17 protein-coding genes are annotated in these 20115 nt (G+C 64.6%); 16 read left to right on the top strand and 1 reads right to left on the bottom strand.

The features are described from left to right. Positions 1–2: 2 nt before the first annotated feature. Complete coding sequence (locus tag CD932_RS17605; RefSeq protein ID WP_094444083.1) at positions 3–779, bottom strand: YdiY family protein; 777 nt, start codon at positions 777–779, stop codon at positions 3–5. Between the two features lie 200 nt (positions 780–979). Between CD932_RS17605 and CD932_RS17600 the strand changes: the two genes are divergently transcribed. The 16 genes from CD932_RS17600 (at position 980) to uxuA (ending at position 20095) form a co-directional block, all read left to right on the top strand. After that, positions 980–1675 carry a response regulator transcription factor gene (locus CD932_RS17600; protein ID WP_094444082.1) on the top strand — a complete coding sequence of 232 codons (696 nt, stop codon included), beginning with the start codon at positions 980–982 and terminating at the stop codon, positions 1673–1675. Further along, positions 1668–3011, top strand: a complete 1344-nt coding sequence (locus CD932_RS17595; protein WP_094444081.1) for a HAMP domain-containing sensor histidine kinase — start codon at positions 1668–1670, stop codon at positions 3009–3011. Before CD932_RS17600 ends, CD932_RS17595 begins: the two co-directional genes overlap by 8 nt. A 159-nt stretch (positions 3012–3170) precedes the next feature. Beyond that, complete coding sequence (locus CD932_RS17590; protein WP_094444080.1) at positions 3171–4115, top strand: DUF535 family protein; 945 nt, start codon at positions 3171–3173, stop codon at positions 4113–4115. Between the two features lie 90 nt (positions 4116–4205). Then, positions 4206–5180: a porphobilinogen synthase gene (gene hemB, locus CD932_RS17585; RefSeq protein ID WP_094444079.1), complete on the top strand. Its 975-nt coding sequence runs from the start codon at positions 4206–4208 to the stop codon at positions 5178–5180. Between the two features lie 60 nt (positions 5181–5240). Next, on the top strand, positions 5241–6596 hold the full coding sequence (locus tag CD932_RS17580) for an MBL fold metallo-hydrolase (RefSeq protein ID WP_094444078.1): 1356 nt from the start codon (positions 5241–5243) through the stop codon (positions 6594–6596). 52 nt (positions 6597–6648) lie between these two features. Beyond that, positions 6649–7170, top strand: a complete 522-nt coding sequence (msrA, locus tag CD932_RS17575; RefSeq protein ID WP_094444077.1) for a peptide-methionine (S)-S-oxide reductase MsrA — start codon at positions 6649–6651, stop codon at positions 7168–7170. 42 nt (positions 7171–7212) lie between these two features. Next, a complete protein-coding gene (locus CD932_RS17570) occupies positions 7213–8028 on the top strand; it encodes a helix-turn-helix transcriptional regulator (protein WP_094444076.1) in 816 nt (271 codons plus the stop codon). 151 nt (positions 8029–8179) lie between these two features. After that, positions 8180–9547 (top strand): MFS transporter, encoded by a 1368-nt coding sequence (locus CD932_RS17565; RefSeq protein WP_094444075.1) that lies wholly within the window; start codon positions 8180–8182, stop codon positions 9545–9547. Continuing rightward, positions 9544–11223, top strand: coding sequence for an FAD-dependent oxidoreductase (locus CD932_RS17560; protein WP_094444074.1), 1680 nt, complete (start codon positions 9544–9546; stop codon positions 11221–11223). Before CD932_RS17565 ends, CD932_RS17560 begins: the two co-directional genes overlap by 4 nt. After that, positions 11220–11411, top strand: a complete 192-nt coding sequence (locus tag CD932_RS17555; protein WP_094444073.1) for a hypothetical protein — start codon at positions 11220–11222, stop codon at positions 11409–11411. Before CD932_RS17560 ends, CD932_RS17555 begins: the two co-directional genes overlap by 4 nt. A gap of 89 nt (positions 11412–11500) precedes the next feature. Beyond that, entirely contained in the window at positions 11501–14194 is a 2694-nt protein-coding gene (locus CD932_RS17550) for a polysaccharide deacetylase family protein (protein ID WP_094444072.1), read from the top strand. A gap of 185 nt (positions 14195–14379) precedes the next feature. Beyond that, positions 14380–15174: an SDR family NAD(P)-dependent oxidoreductase gene (locus CD932_RS17545; protein ID WP_094444071.1), complete on the top strand. Its 795-nt coding sequence runs from the start codon at positions 14380–14382 to the stop codon at positions 15172–15174. Between the two features lie 64 nt (positions 15175–15238). Beyond that, positions 15239–16213, top strand: a complete 975-nt coding sequence (locus CD932_RS17540) for a substrate-binding domain-containing protein (RefSeq protein ID WP_176461026.1) — start codon at positions 15239–15241, stop codon at positions 16211–16213. Between the two features lie 75 nt (positions 16214–16288). Beyond that, positions 16289–17800: a sugar ABC transporter ATP-binding protein gene (locus CD932_RS17535; RefSeq protein ID WP_094444069.1), complete on the top strand. Its 1512-nt coding sequence runs from the start codon at positions 16289–16291 to the stop codon at positions 17798–17800. Next, positions 17797–18822, top strand: coding sequence for an ABC transporter permease (locus CD932_RS17530; RefSeq protein WP_094444068.1), 1026 nt, complete (start codon positions 17797–17799; stop codon positions 18820–18822). Before CD932_RS17535 ends, CD932_RS17530 begins: the two co-directional genes overlap by 4 nt. Positions 18823–18877: 55 nt before the next feature. After that, positions 18878–20095: a mannonate dehydratase gene (gene uxuA, locus CD932_RS17525; RefSeq protein WP_094444067.1), complete on the top strand. Its 1218-nt coding sequence runs from the start codon at positions 18878–18880 to the stop codon at positions 20093–20095. Positions 20096–20115: the final 20 nt, after the last annotated feature.

The raw sequence follows: 20115 nt of genomic DNA, 5'->3' as shown, positions 1-20115 counted from the left end.
CGTCAGAACGAATACACCAGCGTCAGCGACGTCTGCGTATCGGTATTTTTCTTGTCATCCGGCACATGCGTGTCGTTGCGGGCGCTGAAGGCGGCTTTCATCTGCATGGTGCCGTTGATCTTGGCGCTGAGCGCCGATTCGGCGATCGAGTGGGTGTTCGAGGTGCCGCGCTCCACGCTGACCGTTTGCGTGAATATCGACGACTGGCTCACTTTCCATTTCATGGCGGCCGCGCCACGGATGGTCAGGCCGTGTTCGGACACGCCCTCGTCGTTGGTGCCGTTGAAGTAGCCCGGACCGATTTCCACATCGACGCTCTTGTCGTCGGACTGGTACCAGCGCGAGCCATGACCGACGGCCAGGGTCGAATATTTGGTATAGGCGCCGAAGCGGTCGTTGACGTGTGAGGCCAGCACGAACAGTTTTTCATTGTCGGACATCAGCTTGTAGGCGGCCTTGCCCGAAGCGGAAAAGCGTTCGGCCGAGCGCTCGCGGTAGCGGTGGCCCTCGCTGTCGACATTCTTGTCTTCCTTGAAATAGCCGCTGAAGATGTACTGGTTGCTCCAGTCGTCGAGTTCCTGGCGCGCGTCGATCTTGCCGGTGACCGAGGTGCCGGCCGTATTGCCCGAGGTGGTGATGGCGCCCAGTTCGGCCGAGGTGCTCCAGCTGCCAATGGGAATTTCGTCGAACAGCAGGCTTTGCTTGGTGTCTTTGGCGATGGCGCCGGCATGCGCAATGGCCAAAGCCAGCGCCAGTGCGAGAGTAGTAATGGATTTCATGGCTGTGTGCTTGGTTTGTAGCGGGCGCACCTGCGCGGGCGCGGCCCATCGAGGTCGAGCGCATATTGTACCTGAGCCTGCAATCGCCCGCGCTGCGCACGCGGGGCAGGATGATTGTCCCATTTGCCAGCCTGGGGCTGGCAAGCGCGGCGCGCCTGGCGTATGCTGCGCATATTTCCACCGATTCATAAGGAACCACCGTGCGCTGCCTGGTCATCGAAGACGAAGCCGATACTTCCCGCTATATCTGCGCCGGCCTGCGCGACGCCGGCCATGACGTGACGGCCTGCGACAATGGCGTTGACGGCATGCGCCTGGCCTGCGGCGAGCAGTGGGATGCGCTGGTGCTCGACCGCTTGCTGCCGGGCGAGATCGACGGCCTGGCGATTGTCGCGCGCCTGCGCGGCATGGGCCGCAATACGCCGGTGCTGGTGCTGTCGGCCTTGTCCAGCGTCGACGAGCGCGTGCGCGGGCTGCGCAGCGGCGGCGACGACTATTTGTCCAAGCCGTTCGCCATCGACGAGCTGCTGGCCCGCATCGAAGCGCTGCTGCGCCGCGCCGCGCCGCTGCCCGATGCCACCCAATTGCAGGTAGCCGACCTGGTGCTCGACATGCGCACCATGCGCGTGACGCGCGCCAGCCGCCAGATCGCGCTGCAGCCGCGCGAGTTCCGCCTGCTCGAATACCTGATGCGGCACCAGGGCCAGTCTGTCACGCGTGCCATGCTGCTCGAAGCGGTGTGGGATTATCATTTCGACCCGCAAACCAATGTGATCGACGTGCAGGTCAGCCGTCTGCGCACCAAGATCGACAAGGAATTCTCGCCGGCGCTGATCCACACCGTGCGCGGCGTCGGCTACACCCTGGGCGTGCTGGAAAGCGGCACGCATGCCTAAGTCGATCGCGGCGCGCCTGGCGCTGGGTTACGGCCTGCTGCTGGCCATTTCCATCGCCATCGTCTGCGGCGTGTTCTATTTCGGCACCATCGGCGTGCTCGATCGCAGCGTGGACCGCAAATTGGTGGTGCTGTCCGCCCGCCTGGCGGCGATGTATCTTCCCGAAGACAGCAGCAGGACGTCGGCCGAAATCGCCCATTTGCTGACCGACCGCACCGACAGCGACAGCGAGATCTTTTTGCTGCTCGGTGCCGACGGCCGCCGCATTTCGGGCAATCTGTCAAGCTGGCCGGTGGCCGACAGCCCGGCCGGCAAGCTGCTGCACGTGAATGTCACGCGCGAAGGCCGCGTGGTGCCGGCGCGGCTGATGATTCGTGACCTGAGCGACGGCTCGCGCCTGTACGTGGGGCGCGCCATGCTGGAAAGCGATTCCATCCGCACCCTGGTACTGCGCTCGATCGCCTATGGCGGCGGGGTGGCCATCGTGTTGATGGTGGCCGGCGCGTGGCTGTTCCGGCGCCAGCTCGAGGCGCGCATCGGCCAGATCCGCCGCACCGCAGCCGAGATCGAGGCGGGCGACCTGTCGCAGCGCATCCCGGTGGCCAGCGACGACGAATTCGGCAAGCTCAGTCGGGACATCAACCGCATGCTCGATCGCATCGAGCACCTGATGGACGGCGTGCGCCACGTCTCGAACGCGATTGCCCACGATTTGCGCACGCCTCTGGGGCGTGTGCGCAACAAGCTCGATGGCGCGCTGCGCCAGCAGCAGACGGTGGCGGCCTACGAGAGCGCGGCGCAATCGGCGATTGCCGATATCGACGACCTGACGCGCGTGTTCGACAAGCTGCTGCAGATTGCGGCGGCCGAATCGGGCATGCGGCCCGAATATTTCAGCGATATCGACCTGCAGCAGATCGGCGCCGATATCGTGGAAATGTACGAGGCGACGGCCGACGAACAGGGCGTGCTGCTGGTGCAGATGCATGGCCCGGACCTGCCGGCGCGCGGTGACCGCAACCTGCTGGGCAGCGCGCTGGCCAGCCTGGTCGACAACGCCATCAAGTATGCGGGGCAGGGCAGCACGGTGGAAGTGTCGTGCGGGCAGGACATGGCCGGCGCCTGGCTGGCCGTGTCCGACAACGGCCCCGGCGTGCCGGCCAGCGAATTGCCGAAGCTGACGCAGCGCTTTTATCGCCTCGACAAAAGCCGGCATCTGCCCGGCAACGGGCTCGGCCTGTCGATTGTCGCGGCGATCGCGGCGCTGCACGGCGGCAGCCTGGAGGTCGAGGATGCGGCGCCCGGCCTGTGCGTGCGGTTGCGGCTCAATCACTGAATCGCTGACATTACCAATTTGTAACCCCCCTCGCTTTTCGCTTCGCCTATCATCCGTGCTACCCGTCGCGGAGCGGCCGCACGTCCGTGCGGCCGCCTGTCCCGGGCTGCTCGCGGCCTTGGCCGCGCATCGACACACGAGCGCCGAAGAACTGTTTCCATGACCTCTTTTATCGCTGGCCTGACGCCGCAGGCGCCTCCCGCTGTTGACCGGGAAGGCCATCAACTCAAAGCCTTGCTGGGCGCACTGGTGTTTCCGCGTCAGCGGGCGCGCTGGCAAGCCTTTATTGCCGACACGCCCGGCATGGCCGCGCTGTCGCAGGAACATCCCTGCCTGCTGTACAAGATCTACCGGCCTTACGCCCAGCGTGGCACCGGCTGCGCGGCGCGGGTCACGCTGCTGAAGGGCCATTACCGCTTCATGTGGCAGGTCGGCGCGCGTCCGCTGGTGGAATACGCCGCGCGCCGCGCGCTGGTGCTGGCCAGCGTGGAAGGGCGCGACGGCGCCTTGTACCGGGTGCAGCTGACCGCCATCCACGAAAGCTATCGCGAAGGGGAGCTGTGCTTGCGCCTGACGCGCGACGGCGAACCGCTGTACCTGGCCAGCTTCCTGTTCCGCCCGCACCGTGCCGGCGCCAGCGTGCAACTGGGCGCGCTGCAAGGCCTGCGATCGAGCGCCGGCGCGCAGGCCGTACGCGAGGCCACGCGGGCCTTGCACGGCTGCCGTCCGAAGAACCTGCTGGTGGCGCTGCTGCGCGACCTGGGCGACTATTACGGCTGCCGCCAGCTCGAACTGGTCAGCAACGCCAACCGCATCGCCCTGAACGGGCGCCGGCGCCGGCAGATCTCGTCCGACTACGACCTGGCCTGGGAAGAGCTGCATGCGCTGCCTGGCAGCGACGGCAATTACCGGCTGCCGTGCGCGCCGTGCCAGGAACCCGATCTGGCCGAGGTGCCGTCGAAAAAACGCGCCGATGCGCGCCGCCGCGGCGCCATGCTGGTGCAGTTGGCGAGCGCCATGCGCTGGCAGTTGTCGACCCTGCGCAGCGTGCACGCCGAGGGTGCGGCCGGCGTGCCTGCGCCGCGCCCTGCCGCCGTTTCTTGAGGCAAGTGCGGTTTTTTGAGGCCGCGTCCGGCGAAGCCGGCGTGATCGGCGTATACTTGCCGGGTCTTTAACCTGGAAGCCAGTCACCCCATGCCAGCAACTTTCCCTCTCTCGCGCATGCGCCGCTTGCGCGCCAACCCGCAATTGCGCGAACTGTTCCGCGAAACCGAGATCCATCCGCGCGACCTAGTGTTGCCGATCTTCGTCGACGAAGGCGCCAGCGATTTTGTCGATATCAAGTCCATGCCCGGCGTGCGCCGCATCCCCGAGGCGAAGCTGGCGCAGGAAGTGGAGCGCTATGCGCGCGCCGGCCTGCGTTCGGTGATGACCTTCGGCATTTCTCACCACAAGGACAGCCACGGCAGCGACACCCTGAATCCGGACGGCCTGGTGGCGCGCATGTCGCGCATCATCAAGGACGCCGTGCCCGAGATGGTGGTCATGTCCGACACCTGCTTTTGCGAATATACGGACCACGGCCACTGCGGCATCCTGCACGGCGACACGGTCGATAATGACAGCACCGTGCTGAACCTGGGCAAGCAGGCAGTGATCGCCGCGCAGGCTGGCGCCGACATCATCGCCCCGTCGGCCGCGATGGACGGCCAGGTGGCCGCGATCCGCAGCGCGCTCGATGCGGCAGGCTTTCACGACACGCCGGTGATGGCCTACTCGACCAAGTTCGCCTCCGGCCTGTACGGCCCGTTCCGCGATGCGGCCGGCAGCACCCTCAAGGGCGACCGCAAGACCTACCAGATGGACCCGATGAACCGCCGCGAAGCGATCCGCGAGTCCCTGATCGATGAAGCCGAAGGCGCCGACGCGCTGATGGTCAAACCGGCCGGGGCCTACCTGGACATTATCCGCGAGCTGCGCGAGGCGACGCGCCTGCCGATCGGCGCCTACCAGGTCAGCGGCGAATACGCGATGATCAAGTTCGCCGCCCAAGCCGGCGCCATCGACGAGCGCCGCGTGGTGCAGGAAACCCTGGGCGCCATCAAGCGCGCGGGGGCAGACATGATCTTCACGTATTTTGCGATGGATGTGCTGAACAATCCGTATTGAGCCGCACCTGGCGCGCGCCATTCTCGGCTATCATGGCGCGCTGCCTTTTCAGATACTTTTATGCCCCTGAAAATCTCCCGCATCCTGCATGCCGGCTATGTCTTCGACTGCGACGATACCATCATCGCTTTTGATCCCATCGTCGAAAACCCGTTCAGCCGCAACTGCCACGCGTTTCCCGACGTGCGCTTCGACCATGCACAGGTGCGCCAGCTGCGCCTCGACGCCGTCTTTATCTCGCATTTCCACGACGACCACCTATCTTTGGAAAGCCTGCATTTTCTCGACCGCGCCACGCCGGTCTACCTGTACTGCATCTTCGACGAGCTGTTCGCGATGATACGCGCGCTGGGCTTCGGCAAGGTCGAGCGCCTGCAGGTCGATGTGCCGGTGACGGTGGGCACGATCGAAGTGACACCGCGCCGCGCGCTCGACGACGATGTCGATACGCTGTTCCAGGTGCGCGCCGCAGGCATGAACGTGCTCAACGTGGTCGACTCCTGGATCGGCCCCGACACGCTGGCGCAGCTGGCCGCGCTGGGGCCGTGGGACATGGTGCTGTGGCCGTTCCAGACCATGCGCGAGGTGGCGGTGATCGCGCCGAGGCTGGCCGGTCCTGCACGCTTGAGCTTGCCCGACGACTGGATCGAACAGCTGCAAACGCTGCGTCCCCGCTATATCGTGCCCAGCTCCTGCCAGTTCGTGCAGGAACACTGGTCCTGGTATAACCACGCGATGTTTCCCGTCACTTACCGCCAGTTCGCGCGCGAGGTGGCGGCGGCGGTACCAAAGGCAACCGTGCTGCGGCTCGATCCTTCGGTGTCGGTGCTGCTCGGCGCGCACGGTGTGAGCCCTGCCGAGCCGCTGCCGTGGGTGATCCCGGTGGGGCCGCAGGATCTCGACTTCGATTACCGGCCTGGCTTGATGCCGCCGGCTACGGCGGACATCGCGCGCCGCTTTCCCGCCTTGAGCGACGCTGAGGCGGCATTGGTGCTCGATTTCTGCCGCCATGGCCTGCTGGCGCGCTACCGCGACATGGAACTGTTCGAGGACAGCTATTTCCAGCAGCCGCGTTTGTGGCGATTGTCGCTGTACGGCCACGATGGCGCGGCCACGGTGCTGCATTACCGCCTTGATGGCGACCTGATCGATCTGGTGCCGGAGACGGACGAGGCGCCGTCCTGGACCACGGATGTGCCGTTGGCGAAATGCCATGCGGCGCTGGTGCTCGGCGAGTCGCTCACGTCGATGTACCTGCGCATCAACGACGCCGATTTCGATGCCGCCATCCTCGCCGAGCTGAAACAGGCCGATATCACTGACGACCCGCTGATACGCTGCCTGTTCAATGACGCGATCGGCGCCTATCAGGCGGCGCAACTGAAACGCCTGGGCTACGCTTCGATAGCGCCCTGAAGAAAATCCCCGGACGCGGTAAGATGGCCCATCTCTGAACAAGGACATCACCATGGCAAATACGACTGACACCGCGCTTGAAACTGCAATATTGGCCGGCGGCTGCTTCTGGGGCGTGCAGGATCTTCTGCGCCGCTATCCGGGCGTGGCAGCGACCCGCGTGGGCTATACGGGCGGCGACGTGGCCGACGCCACCTACCGCAACCACGGCACCCATGCCGAGGCGATCGAGATCATTTTCGACCCGGCCGTCATCAGTTACCGCCGCCTGCTCGAACTGTTTTTCCAGATCCACGACCCGAGCACGGAAAACCGCCAGGGCAATGACCGCGGTACCAGCTACCGCTCGGCCATCTACACCACCACCGACGAACAGAAGCTGGTGGCCGAAGAAACCATCCGCGACGTCGACGCTTCCGGCCTGTGGCCGGGCAAGGTGGTGACGGAAGTGGCGCCCGCCGGCCCATTCTGGCAAGCCGAACCCGAGCACCAGGATTATCTGCAGCGGCTGCCGAACGGCTACACCTGCCATTACATCCGTCCGGACTGGGTGCTGCCGCAGCGCCAGCAGTAACACCAGCGGTCAACCCAGCACTCATAGCGACGGGGAGCGGCCATGCGCTACTGGAAGGTCGAACGCAAGGAAGCGCAAGGCCAGCTGGACCTGGGCCGCGCCTTCGAGCTGATGAGCGCGATCGGCCATGACGACGTCAACGCCATGGCCGGCGCCATCCTGAACACCGTGGCCGGCGCCGCGCCCATCGTCCAGTGCACGATCTTTGCCTATGAATTCGGCAACCGGCCGCGCACGGTGGCCGTGGCTGACCGGCGCGGTGGACGCTTTTTGCAGGACATCGCCGACAGCTACGCGCGCCACTACTATGCGCTCGACGGCAACCAGAGCGTGATCGCCCCGGCGTCGCCCAGGCTGGACGCCGCCATCGTGCTGCACCAGCAGGCCAGCGATGAGATCGCCCACCCCGGCTACCGCGCCGCCTGCTATCAACGCCCGAACGTGTCGGACCGCCTGTCGCTGCTGGTGCGGCCGGCCGGCGATATCTGGCTTTCCGTCAATTTCTACCGAGACAGCGCCCAAGGCCCGTTCGCGCCCGCCGAAATCGCCGCCATCGAGACCCTGGCGCCGCTGTTCGCCCACGGCGTGCAACACCATTACCGCCTCAACGGCCAGCCCGTGCAGGGCGTGGCGCCGATGATGCTGGCCAGCCTGCGCCGGCATTGCCCCCAGCTCAGCAAGCGCGAACTCGATGTGCTGCGTGGCGTGCTCGAAGGTTTGAGCGCCGTTGAAATCGCCGACGCCATGGGCTTGCAACCGTCGAGCGTGATCACATACCAGAAGCGTGCCTACAAGCGCATGGGCATTTCCAGCCAGCGCCAGCTGTTTGCGCTGTGCGTCGACTCGCGGACGGCGTGATGCGCCATACGCCTTTCGAACCAGCAATGTCCCCAAAATGGGGACAAGCAAGGACGTAGGCGTCTGCATACTGTGTCTCAAGCCGGGATCACCCGGCAGCCCACGCCAATAACAACAAGCACGGCGTGGCAAGGACCTTATGGAGACAAGCATGACTCTGGCCACCGCCACCCCTTCCCCCGGGCCACAGATCCGGGACGCCGCCACCACGCAGCTGGAACAGCAAGTGATACGCAAGGTATCGCGCCACCTGCTGTGGTTTCTGTTCCTGCTGTTCGTGTTTTCCTTTCTCGACCGCATCAATATCGGATTTGCCGGCCTGACCATGATGCAGGAGCTGGGCCTGTCGGGCACCCAGTTCGGTTTTGCCACCACGTTGTTCTATATCGGCTATATCGCCTGCAGCATACCGAGCAATATCATCCTGGCCCGCCTGGGCGCGCGGCGCTGGATCGGCTCCATCATGATCGCCTGGGGCCTGGCGTCGACCGCCACCATGTTCGCCAGCAGCCCCGCCAGCCTGTATCTGCTGCGCTTTCTCGTCGGCGTGACGGAAGCGGGCTTCCTGCCCGGCATGTTGCTGTACCTGACGTTCTGGTTTCCGAGCAGCCACAGGGCGCGCGCCAATGCCCTGTTCATGATCGCCATGCCGGTCACGGCCGCCGTCGGGTCCGCTTTGTCCGGCTTGATCCTGGGGCTCGACGGCCACTGGGGCCTGTCTGGCTGGCAATGGTTGTTCCTGCTCGAAGGCCTGCCTTCCGTGCTGCTGGGACTGGCCGTGTATGGCTATCTCGACGATGCGCCGGGCAAGGCGGGCTGGCTCAGCAAGCTGGAACAGCAGGCGCTGGCGCGCATGCTGGAGGCGGAAAAGCCGGTAGCACCGCCCACTTCGGGATCAGACAAGCCATCAGTGCTGGCCGAAATGTGCTCGCCCACCGTGCTGAAATTTGGCCTCGCCTACTTTTGCCTGGTCAATACCCTGGCCATGGTGGCGGTCTGGACGCCGCTGATCGTGAAAAGCTTCAATAACGGCGCCAGCAATACCACCATCGGCTTGCTGGCCGCCATACCGCAGGTCTGCACGGTGGCCGGCATGATCGCCTGGGGCCGCCGCTCGGACCGTTTGCAGGAAAGGCGCTGGCATATCGTCTGGCCGATGCTGCTGTCGGCCTTTGGCTGGCTGTTGACGGCGTATTCGGGCAATCCGGTGGTGCAACTGCTGGGCATCTGCATGGCCTCGACCGGCGCCTATACGGCCATGTCGGTGTTCTGGACCACGCCCGATGGCGCCCTGAGCTTTGCCGCGCGCGCCATCGGCATTGCCGTCATCAACGCTACCGGCAATATCGGCTCGGCCCTGAACCCGGTCGTGGTGGGGTGGCTGAAAGACCAGACCAACAGCTTTGCCACCGGCCTGCTGTACGCCAGCGCGCTGCTGGTGGTCGGCGCCGTCATCGTGCTGACCTTGCCGATCTCCCGTGGCCAGGCAAAGCCAGCTATTTTAAAGGAATCATCATGACACCTGCATTTCAACCATATCCCCACGTGCCCAGGGTTTATCCTCCAGGCAAATCTGCGGGCGAGGGCCGCGAACACACGCCAGTCCTGATCGTTGGCGGCGGCCCGGTGGGCCTGGCCACGGCGCTGGGTCTGGCGCGCCACGGCGTGCGCTCGGTGCTGGTCGAGGCCGACGATGGCGTGTGCACGGGCAGCCGCGCCATCTGCATCTCGCGGCGCAGCCTGGAAATCATCGACCGCCTGGGTGCGCTCGACGGTTTCCTGGCGAAAGGCTTGCCGTGGGCCGGTGGCCGCAGTTTTTACCGTGACGAGGAGGTGCTGCATTTCAGCATGCCGCAGGACGCCAACCAGAAGTTGCCGCCCATGATCAACCTGGCGCAATACCATATCGAACAGTTTTTGCTCGATGCGGCCGAACTGCACGGCGATCTGATCGTTATTCGCTGGCAGACGCGCGTCATCGCCGTCGAGCAGCGCGAGAGCGGCGCCAGCGTCACCGTGGCCACGCCACACGAGACGTACAATATCGACACCGACTGGCTGGTGGCCGCCGATGGCGGGCGCAGCGCGGTGCGCGAGGCCCTTGGCCTGAAACTGCGGGGCACCAGCTACGAGGGCCGCTATGTGATCGTCGATATCCACCTGAAAAGCGATCGTCCGACCGAGCGCCTGGCCTACTTCGATCCGCCGTCCAACCCGGGCTCGACCGTGCTGGTGCACAAGCAGCCCGACGATATCTGGCGCATCGACTACCAGCTGCGCGACGACGAGGACGCCCAGGCGGCCGTGCTGCTGGACAACGTCGCGCCGCGTGTCGACAGCCTGCTGGCCATGATGGGGGAAACCGCGCCCTGGCACCCGGTCTGGATCACCCTCTACAAGGCCAATGCCCTGACCCTGGAAAAATACCGCCACGGCCGCGTGCTGTTTGCCGGCGACGCCGCCCACCTGGTGCCGATTTTCGGCGTGCGCGGCGCGAACTCCGGCATCGACGACGCCGACAACCTGGCCTGGAAGCTCGCTTATGTGGTGCAGGGACGAGCCGGTGAGATGTTGCTGGACAGCTATTCCGATGAGCGCGTGTTTGCCGCCCATGAAAACCTGCGTCACGGCAGCAAAAGCACGGAATTCATGGCGCCGCCCACGTTCGCCTTCGAGCTGATGCGCACGGCCGTGCTGGGCTTGGCCTGCAAGCATCCGCACGTACGGTCTCTGATCAATCCGCGCCAGACCAGTGCGATTGCCTACGCGCAGTCGCCCCTGAACGTGGCCGATAGCGCGGTCTTTGCGGCCGGCCCGGCGCCAGGCGCGGTGCTGCCCGAGTGTCCGCTGGCGCTGGTCGAGCGTGGAGCGCGGCGCGCCGCCCATGTGACGGACCTGGTGAAGCTGGGGCAGGGCGCTTGCGTGGGCCTGTATTTCAGCGACGATGGCGCCGTGCCGGCAGAGCTGCTGGCGCTGGAAGGCGTGACCACGCTGGCCTTGGCGCGGCAGCCCTCGCAGGCGGGTGGCCTGTGCGCCTGGGACTATGCGGGCCAGCTGTTTTCCCTGTTCGGCGCCCGCCAGGGCAGCTTTTACCTGGTGCGGCCCGACGGCCATGTGCTGGGGCGCTGGCACGACGTAACGCCGGCGCAAGTGCGTCAGGCGCTCACAACAATATTGACCACGGAGGCAGCATGAGCGACATCGAACTCGACAATCTCTACACCGAGCTGTGCCATACCATGGGCGGCATCGGCGAGCAGCGCGCGCCGCTGTTCCTGGCCCGCTTTGCCCTGCTGGCCATGGGCGCCATCGGCGACGCGGCGGTGGTGCAGCGCCTGCTGCGCGAGGCCGCCGCAGCCGACGATGGTGACTGTCGGCAATAAATCGAACGGCGCAAGTCGCTGGCGTGCTCTACAATTACGGATCAAGCAAGTTCTTGCAGACCTCCGTAGTTGAAGGGAATACCCCAGTTGTGACTTCCAAGCCGATCAAGATTGCCGCCACCGTTGCAGTGGCGCTGGCCTTTGGCGCCGGCGTCTATGCATTTACCCGTCCCGCCACGCCCGCCCAGCCGTCCGCCGAGGCAGTAGCAAAGGACGCCGCCGCCAGCAAAGCCAGCGCCGATGCCAAGGCGGTTGCCACGCAGCTGCGCGAGCTGCTGGCCAATTTCCGCAAGATCATCGTGCTGCTGGCCGACGAAGACAGCCTGCCCGACGGCGCGCGCGACGCAGCGCGTAAAGTGGGCCAGGCGCTGTTCCACGACAACCAGGAGCGTAGCGCCAGGCTCGATACGATGCTGGACCAGTTGATGGCGCCCGGCAATCCCGGCCGCTTCGACGCCATCGATGGCTTGCTGACCTATATCGAATCGGACCCCGGCCTGTTTGACGCCGACCGCCTGGCCTTCCGCGAATTGCTGCAAGGCTTGCTGGCCGATGTGGCGAAAGACGGCTCGCTGCCGGCGATCAAGCTGCACAAGCGCATTTCGGAAGACCTTGATGCGCTGGCCGAAATCGAACGCAATTACGAAAAAGAGATACGCCAGATCTTCGGCAACATGGGCCAGCGCGCCATTGAACTCAAGCGCGAGCGCTGGGACGACTATGTGGCGCAGCTGAAAAAACTGTACAACCGGGAGCAGATTCTCAAGGAAAACGGCGTCGTCATGCCATACGCCAAGCCGCCGGCCGGTTCCATCCCGGAACCCAAACCGGCCGTCAACAAGGAGGATGCGGAAATCTTCGGTTTGAATTTGCCGAAAAAAACCATCGTCCTGACCTTTGACGACGGCCCTCATCGCCGCTACACGGAAGAGATCAGCGCAATTTTGAAACAGTATGGCGTGCCGGCCGTGTTCTTCAATGTGGGCCGCAACCTGGGCAGCCTGGACGCCGAGGGCCACGCCAGGCTGGGGGCGGGCGCGGAAGTGAGCCGCAAGCTGATGAAAGAGGGCTATGCAGTGGGCAACCATAGTTTTACCCATGCACAGTTGTCCAAGGAAACCGGCGACAAGCTCAAGGGCGAAATCCTCGGTACCGACACCTTGTTGAAAGCCATCAGCCCGGAGCGCGCCGCGCTGTTCCGCTTCCCTTACGGCGCGCGCAACAGCGAAGGCATGGCCGCGCTGGCCGACGCTCACCTCAAATCGGTGATGTGGAATATCGATTCGCTGGACTGGGCCGACCCGGTGCCGAGCTCGATTACCAATCGCGTGCTGGCCTCGGTCGACAAGGCGGAACGCGGCATTATCCTGTTCCATGATATCCACGAGCGCACCGTCAAAGCCTTGCCGGCCATTCTCGAGCGCCTGGTGGCCGAAGGCTATCAGTTCGCCGGCTGGGACGGCACCACGTTCAAGTCGGCCAAGGGCGAGGCGCCGGCGCCCGAGAAAGTGGCCATCTCGACCGGCTACGCCAATTCCTGGGCGGTGGTGATCGGCATCGACGACTACGCCAAGTGGCCCAAGCTGCAATATGCGGTGCGCGACGCGCAAAGCATCCGCGAAACCCTGATCGACAAATTCGGCTTTGCGCCCGCGCGCGTGGTGACGTTGAAAAATGGGGAAGCGACGCGCAACAATATCCTGGCAGCCTTCCACGACAGGCTGGCCCATGGCGGCGTGCAGAAGAACGACCGCATCTTTGTGTTCTTTGCCGGCCATGGCGCCACGCGCAAGCTCAGTTCGGGGCGCGACCTCGGCTATATTGTGCCGGCCGACTCCGATCCGGCGCAGTTTGCCACGGACGCGATCCCGATGACGGAAATCCAGAATATCGCCGAAAGCCTGACGGCCAAGCACGCGCTGTTCGTGATGGACGCCTGTTACAGCGGCCTGGGCCTGACGCGCGGCGCCGGCAGCAGTTCCTTCCTGCGCGATAACGCCAAGCGCATCGGCCGGCAAATGCTGACGGCCGGCGGCGGCGACCAGCTGGTCGCCGATGGCGGCCCGAACGGCCACTCGGTATTTACCTGGACGTTGTTGCAGGGCCTGGCCGGCAAGGCCGACCTGAACGGCGACGGCCTGATCACGGCCACCGAACTGGCGGCCTACGTGGCACCGGCCGTGTCGAGCGTATCGAACCAGACGCCGGCTTTTGGCAGCCTGCCCGGGTCCGAAGGCGGCGACTTCGTGTTCGAACTGCCGGGCGAGACGGAATTCCTCAGCCCCAACACGACGCAGCTGTCGACCGAAGCGATCGCCATGAACAGCAAGCTCGACGCCAAGCCGGCGGCGGCCAGCGTGACGGTCAGGGACTTGCAGGGCGGCGAACAGAAGCTCGTCACGCCGGGCGCCGTGCCGAGCACCACGCGCCAGCTGGCCCAGCGCGCCAACGACCGTGGCTTGCAGCATTACAAGGAAAAGCAGTACGACCTGGCCGAAGCGCAATTTACGGAAGCGCTCAAACTGCGGCCCGACTTCGCCCTGGCCGCCAACAACCTGGGCTTTGTGTTCTACAAGCAGGAAAAGTACCGCGAAGCGGCGCGCTGGTTTGAAAATACCGTCAAGATGGACCCGTCGCGTGCAATCGCCTACCTGAACCTGGGTGACGCCTATTTCAAGGCCGGCGATGGCGCCAGGGCGAAGGTGGCCTATAAAACCTATCTGGAACTGGCACCGACGGCCAGCGCCGCGCCGGCCGTGCGGCAGAAGATGGAAAAGCTGTAGCCTTACCTTTTATGCATCCCGATGGTCCTTTCTGGCCCGCCTGACAAGCGGGCCAGTCTTGTTTTAAATCAACCCAAAAACGATTGCCATGACGATAAAAGCCATGCTATTGTTTGCTAACTGAGGTACTAGTACCTTTATGTGGATGCACCGCCATCAACATGGCTGGCAAACAAGGAGGATTGATGAATTCATCGCAACAATTTGCCCAGGAGCTGGCCGGCAAGGTGGCGCTGGTGGTGGGCGGCTCGAGTGGCATCGGCCTGCATGCGGCCGTGCTGCTGGCGCAGCGGGGCGCCCGCGTCGCCATCCTGGCCGACCGCGGCGTGGACGAGGCCGTGGCGTTTGCCGCTGCGCACGATGTCCAGTTGCTGGGGATCTCGGGCGACGCGGCCACCGGCAGCGTCGTCAAGGCGGCTCTAGCCCAGACCATCGCTACCCTGGGCGGCCTGCATATCACCGTGCATACGGTGGCCATCCACCCCTACGGCTCGGCCACGGAAACCTCGGAAGAGACGTGGGACCGGGTGATGGCGGTCAACCTGAAAAGCGTGTTCCTGCTGGCCCACCATGCGGTGCCGCATATGGTGGCGCAGCGCGACGGCGCCATCGTCAATGTGTCTTCCGTGCAGGGCACGGCCTGTCAGCACGACGTGGCGGCCTATGCCACCAGCAAGGCCGCCATCCTCGGCTTTACGCGCACCCTGGCCAACGACTACGCGGCCAGCGGCATCCGCGCCAATACCGTCAGTCCCGGTTCGATCCGCACGCCGCTGCTGGACCTGTCGTTCGAGAAGTTCGGCGCCGGCGCCAGCAAGGAGCAGGTCTTCGCGCAATGGGGCGAGGGCATACCGATCGGCCGCATCGGCGAACCGAACGAGGTGGCCGAGATGATCGCCTTTGCCGCCAGCCCGCGCGCCAGCTATTGCACCGGCAGCGAGTTCGTGGTCGATGGCGGCCTGTTGGTGCAGCTGGGCTGAAGTCGCAAAAAGTAGCAAAGCAGCAAGGCAGTGTTTTTCCACTATAAAAACAGGAGACAAAGACATGCATTTCGCTAAAAAAATAATGGTGGCGGCCGTGACCGCTTGTACCGTCATCGGCGCCGGCCTTTCGAGCGCGCAGGCGGCCGACAAGCCGGTCATCGCCGGCATCGTGTTCCAGCAGGATATTTATATGAAAACCGTGCTGGCCGGCATGCGCGCCGCCGCCAAGGCGGGCAATGCGACCTTGCTCGAAGCCAATACCGACAACAAGATTGAAAAGGAAGCGCAGACCATCGACACCTTTATCGCGCGCGGCGTGAACGCCATCGTTCTCACGGCCCTGCATCCGAGCAACTCGCTGCCGGCCATCGAACGGGCGCGCGCCAAGGGCATTACCGTCATCACGGTCGGCACCGGCATCGACAAGGCCGGTGTGGTGCAGGGCCATGTGAAGTCCAGCGACCGCGATATCGGGCTGTCGACCGGCGCGGCGGCGGCTACCTTTATCAACGACAAGCTCGGCGGCAAGGCGAACGTGGCCGTGCTGGCCTTCAAGTCGCTGTTGCCGGGCCAGAGCGGCGAGCGCACCGGCGGCTTCCTCGATAATGTCAAAAAGGGCACGCAGGTCGCGGTGGTCGCCGAGCAGGATGCCTGGCTGCCTGAAAAAGCGGTGGCGGTGGCCGGCGACATGCTGACGGCCAATCCGAACATCAACGTGATCTACGCCGCCAACGAAGGCGGCACGGTGGGCGCCATGCAGGCGGTGCGCAATGCGGGCAAGGCCGGCAAGGTGTTTGTGTTCGGCACCGACAGCTCGGAGCAGCTGGGCCGTGGCCTCCTGGCGGCCGACAATGTGTTGCAAGCCACCACCGCGCAACAGCCCTTCGTGGTCGGCGAAAAAGGCGTGCAGGATGCGCTGGCGGTCATGAAAGGCCAAACCGTGCCGGCCGAGCAGCTGGTGCCCGTCAAGCTGCTGTCGCGCGGCGACAAGCCGGCCGTCGAAGCGTTCATCAAGGAGCTGCGCCGCTTGAATTGACGCCGGCGAGCGCATGACACCCACGCGCCGCCGCCATGCCGGCGGTGCCCATACCCAACGAGGGGAGAGCCCGGCATGAACCGAAGTGACAGCGTCACGCTGGCTTTTTGCGCGCTGCGCAAGGAGTACGGCAAGAACTGCGCGGTACGCGACCTGAGCCACACCCTGGGCGGCGGGCGCATCCACGCGCTGATCGGCAAGAACGGCTCGGGCAAGAGCACCCTGATCAAGATGATCGCCGGCGCCACCCGGCCCACCTCCGGCACCATTGTGCTCGACGGCGAGGTGCTCGACTTCCATGCGCCGCAGGACGCCTTGCGGCGCGGCATCGTTACCGTGCACCAGGAGCTGAGCCTGATACCGGAACTGACGGTGGCCGAAAATATCTTCCTTGGCCGCATGCCCAAGGTGGGCGGCTTTATCCGCTGGAGCGTGCTGTTCGGGCAGGCGCGCACCCTGTTGGACGAAATGGGCGCCACCGATATCGACGAACACGCGGTGGCCGGCAGCCTGTCGGTGGGCCGCCAGCAAGTGGTGGAAATCGCCAAGGCCATGTCGTTTTCGCCGCGCGTGCTGCAACTGGACGAGCCGACTTCGGCGCTGGCCAACGATGAAATCGCCCATCTGTTCGCCTTGCTGCGGCGCCTGCGCGACCAGGGCGTGCTGATGATTTACGTGTCGCACCGCCTGGCCGAGCTGCACGAGATCGCCGACGATATCCTGGTGCTGCGCGATGGCGAGTTTATCGGCGCCATCGACACCTGCGACGCGACGCCGGAAACGGTGGTCGACATGATGTTCGGCACGGTCGAGCAATTCGCGCCGCGCGCGGCGCGCCCGGCCAGCGGCGAAGTGGTGCTGGAAGTGCAAGACCTCTGCATCAGGGGGCTGCTCGACAATATTTCGTTCAAGCTGCACCAGGGCGAAGTGCTGGGGATTGCCGGCATGCTGGGCTCGGGACGCACGGAATTGTTGCGCGGTATCTTCGGCGCCGACCGCATCACGTCTGGCCAGATCATCGTCGGCGGTGTGCCGGTCAAGGAGCCGACGCCGCGCCGCATGCGCGACCTGGGCGTGGGCTATACCTCGGAAGACCGCAAGGCCAAGGGCCTGGTGCAGCAGCTATCCTGCCACGCCAACCTGTGCCTGGCCGGCTTGCAGCGCATGGGCCGGCGCGGCTGGACCTCGCTGCTGCGCGAACAGCCCCATGTGGCGCGGCAGATCGGCGCGCTGCGCATCAAGCTCGGCCATCCGCTGTTGCCGGTGTCGTCGCTGTCCGGCGGCAACCAGCAAAAGATCGTGATCGGCAACTGGCTCAATATCGCGCCGCGCGTGCTGATGTTTGACGAGCCCAGCCGTGGGGTGGACCTGCACGCCAAGCAGCAAATTTTCCAGACGCTGTGGCAATTGTCGAATGACGGCCTGGCCGCCATTGTCGTGTCGACCGAGCTCGAAGAGCTGCCGGCCGTCTGCGACCGCATCCTGGTACTGAAGAATGGCCGCCTGGCCGGAGAATATGGACCCGAAATCGGCGCCAGGGCGCTGTATGCAGCCTGCATGGTTGCCCAAGTTGAGGAAACACGATGAGCCAGACCATTGCCGATATCAAGCCCGCCGCCAGCGCAGTGCGAGGCACGCCGCCCGGCAGGCTGCAGCGGTTTGTGCTGCGCCACCCGATGGAACTGATTTTGCTGCTGATGTATGTGCTGCTGGGCTTTACCGCCACCGGCTTCCTGTCGCTGGACAACCAGCTCAATGTGCTGCGCAACGTTGCCGTCACCGGCATCATCGCCTTTGGCATGACCTTGGTCATCATCAGCGGCGAGATCGACCTGTCGGTGGCCTCGCTGGTGGCCGCCGCCGGCTGCCTGTGCGCCTGGATCATCAGGCAGTTGACGCCGCCAGACGTGCTCGAGCCGTCGGTCGCCATCGTCGCCGTCGGCGTGGCGGCCACCCTGGGTTTTGGCCTGCTGGTCGGTTTTGTCACCGGCAAGCTGCGCCAGCATATCGGCGTGCCGACCTTTATCACCACCCTGGCCATGATGGCCATGCTGGTGGGCTTTTCCAACCTGATCACGGACGGCACGCCGATCGAATCGTTTCCCGACTGGTTCGGCCAGCTGGGCAGCGGTCGCTGGCTGGGCATCCCGGTGCCGGTGTATATCTTCGCCGTCATCTTTGCCGCCATGCACGTGGTGTCGCGCTATACCACCTTCGGGCGCGAAGTGTATGCGGCCGGCGGCAACCTGGAAGCGGCGCGCTTGTCCGGCATCGATGTGTGGCGCACCAAGACCGCGTGCCTGATGCTGACCTCGCTGTTCGCGGCCATCGGCGGCATTATCTACGCCTCGCTGATCAACAGCGGCAATTCCACCGTGGCCAAGGGGCTGGAGCTGGAAGTCATTTCCGCCGTGATTATCGGCGGCGTCAGCCTGCTGGGCGGCCGGGGCGCAATCTGGGGCACGTTTATCGGCGTCATGTTCATGGGCGTGCTGCTCAACGGCATGACCCTGTGGGGCTTCAATCCGTTCTGGCAGGACGTGGTGCGCGGCGCGCTGATTTTGCTGGCCGTGCTGCTCAATCAACTGGTCGACCGCGAACGCCATTGATGGCGCCAGGCTTACTTATCACTCATCACTCGTTATTGAATCATCAGGAGGCATCATGTTACAAAGTTGGCGTTGGTTCGGACCGCAAGACCCGGTCTCGTTGCGCGATATCCGCCAGGCGGGCGTTACCGACCTGGTCACCTCGCTGTATCACCTCGAATGCGGCGCCGCCTGGCCCGAGGAAGAAATCGCCAAACGCATCCGCGAAATCGAATGGGATGCCGAAGGCCAGCGCGCCAGCGGCCTGCGCTGGAGCGTGGTCGAAAGCCTGCCGATCCACGAGGATATCAAGACGCGCTCGGGCGATTTCCGGCATTACATCGAGCTGTACAAGGAAAACGTCACGCGCCTGGGCGCGCAGGGCGTGAAAACCATCTGCTACAACTTCATCCCCGTGCTCGACTGGGCCCGTACCGACCTGCACATCGAGCAGCCGGACGGCAGCACCATTTCCGGCTGCAATATCGATGCCTTTGTCGCCTTCGACCTGTTCGTCCTGAAACGCCCCGGCGCCGAAAATGACTATGCGCAGTGGGCGCTCGACTCGGCGCGCCAGTTCTACGACGACCTGAGCCCGGCCGCGCGCGAGGAATTGACCGGCAATATCCTGCTCGGTCTGCCCGGCACGGTGGAAGACCTGAACCCGGCCGAATTCCTGCGCCGGCTCGAACGCTATCGCGGCATCGATGCCGAAGCTTTGCGCCACAATCTGTACAGCTTCCTCAATGAAATCATGCCGGCCTGCGAGGCGGCCGGCGTGAAGATGTGCATCCACCCGGACGACCCGGCCTATCCGGTGTTCGGCATTGCCCGCATCCTCAGCCGCGAGGCGGACGTGGAGCGCCTGTTCGCCGCCGTGCCGTCGCCCAACTCGGGACTGACCATGTGCACGGGATCGTTCGGCAGCTGCATCGACAACGATCCGGCCGCCATGCTGGAACGTTTTGCCGACCGCGTGTACTTCATTCATTTCCGCAACGTCAGCCATGTACCGGGCAAGGAAGGTTCGTTTTACGAGTCGAATCACCTGTTCGGCTCGGTCGACATGCCGAAGGCCATGCGCGTGCTGGTGCAGGAAGAAGAGCGCCGCAAGGCGGCCGGCATGGCCCACTGGGGCATTCCCGTGCGTCCCGATCACGGCAAACTGATGGATGGCGACAAGAATGGCGGTTATTATCCGGGCTACTCCCGCACCGGACGCATGATAGGCCTGGCCGAATTGCGCGGCCTGGAGGTGGGCATCCGTTATTCGATGGGACTGGCGATCGCATAGGCGCCGGTGCCGTCGCGTCC

The sequence above is a fragment of the Janthinobacterium sp. PC23-8 genome (genome assembly GCF_002250505.1).
Taxonomy (GTDB): domain Bacteria; phylum Pseudomonadota; class Gammaproteobacteria; order Burkholderiales; family Burkholderiaceae_D; genus Janthinobacterium.
The sequence above is the reverse complement of the archived record's forward strand: the minus strand, read 5'-3'. Positions and strand labels throughout refer to the sequence as shown.

Bases quoted from the DNA above. Each gene is read 5' to 3' on its own strand.
- CD932_RS17535 (WP_094444069.1), top strand. From the start codon at position 16,289: ATGAACCGAAGTGACAGCGTCACGCTGGCTTTTTGCGCGCTGCGCAAG.
- CD932_RS17595 (WP_094444081.1), top strand. From the start codon at position 1,668: ATGCCTAAGTCGATCGCGGCGCGCCTGGCGCTGGGTTACGGCCTGCTG.
- CD932_RS17565 (WP_094444075.1), top strand. From the start codon at position 8,180: ATGACTCTGGCCACCGCCACCCCTTCCCCCGGGCCACAGATCCGGGAC.
- CD932_RS17580 (WP_094444078.1), top strand. From the start codon at position 5,241: ATGCCCCTGAAAATCTCCCGCATCCTGCATGCCGGCTATGTCTTCGAC.
- msrA (WP_094444077.1), top strand. From the start codon at position 6,649: ATGGCAAATACGACTGACACCGCGCTTGAAACTGCAATATTGGCCGGC.
- CD932_RS17570 (WP_094444076.1), top strand. From the start codon at position 7,213: ATGCGCTACTGGAAGGTCGAACGCAAGGAAGCGCAAGGCCAGCTGGAC.
- CD932_RS17530 (WP_094444068.1), top strand. From the start codon at position 17,797: ATGAGCCAGACCATTGCCGATATCAAGCCCGCCGCCAGCGCAGTGCGA.
- CD932_RS17560 (WP_094444074.1), top strand. From the start codon at position 9,544: ATGACACCTGCATTTCAACCATATCCCCACGTGCCCAGGGTTTATCCT.
- hemB (WP_094444079.1), top strand. From the start codon at position 4,206: ATGCCAGCAACTTTCCCTCTCTCGCGCATGCGCCGCTTGCGCGCCAAC.
- CD932_RS17540 (WP_176461026.1), top strand. From the start codon at position 15,239: ATGCATTTCGCTAAAAAAATAATGGTGGCGGCCGTGACCGCTTGTACC.
- CD932_RS17590 (WP_094444080.1), top strand. From the start codon at position 3,171: ATGACCTCTTTTATCGCTGGCCTGACGCCGCAGGCGCCTCCCGCTGTT.
- CD932_RS17545 (WP_094444071.1), top strand. From the start codon at position 14,380: ATGAATTCATCGCAACAATTTGCCCAGGAGCTGGCCGGCAAGGTGGCG.
- CD932_RS17555 (WP_094444073.1), top strand. From the start codon at position 11,220: ATGAGCGACATCGAACTCGACAATCTCTACACCGAGCTGTGCCATACC.
- uxuA (WP_094444067.1), top strand. From the start codon at position 18,878: ATGTTACAAAGTTGGCGTTGGTTCGGACCGCAAGACCCGGTCTCGTTG.
- CD932_RS17605 (WP_094444083.1), bottom strand. From the start codon at position 779: ATGAAATCCATTACTACTCTCGCACTGGCGCTGGCTTTGGCCATTGCG.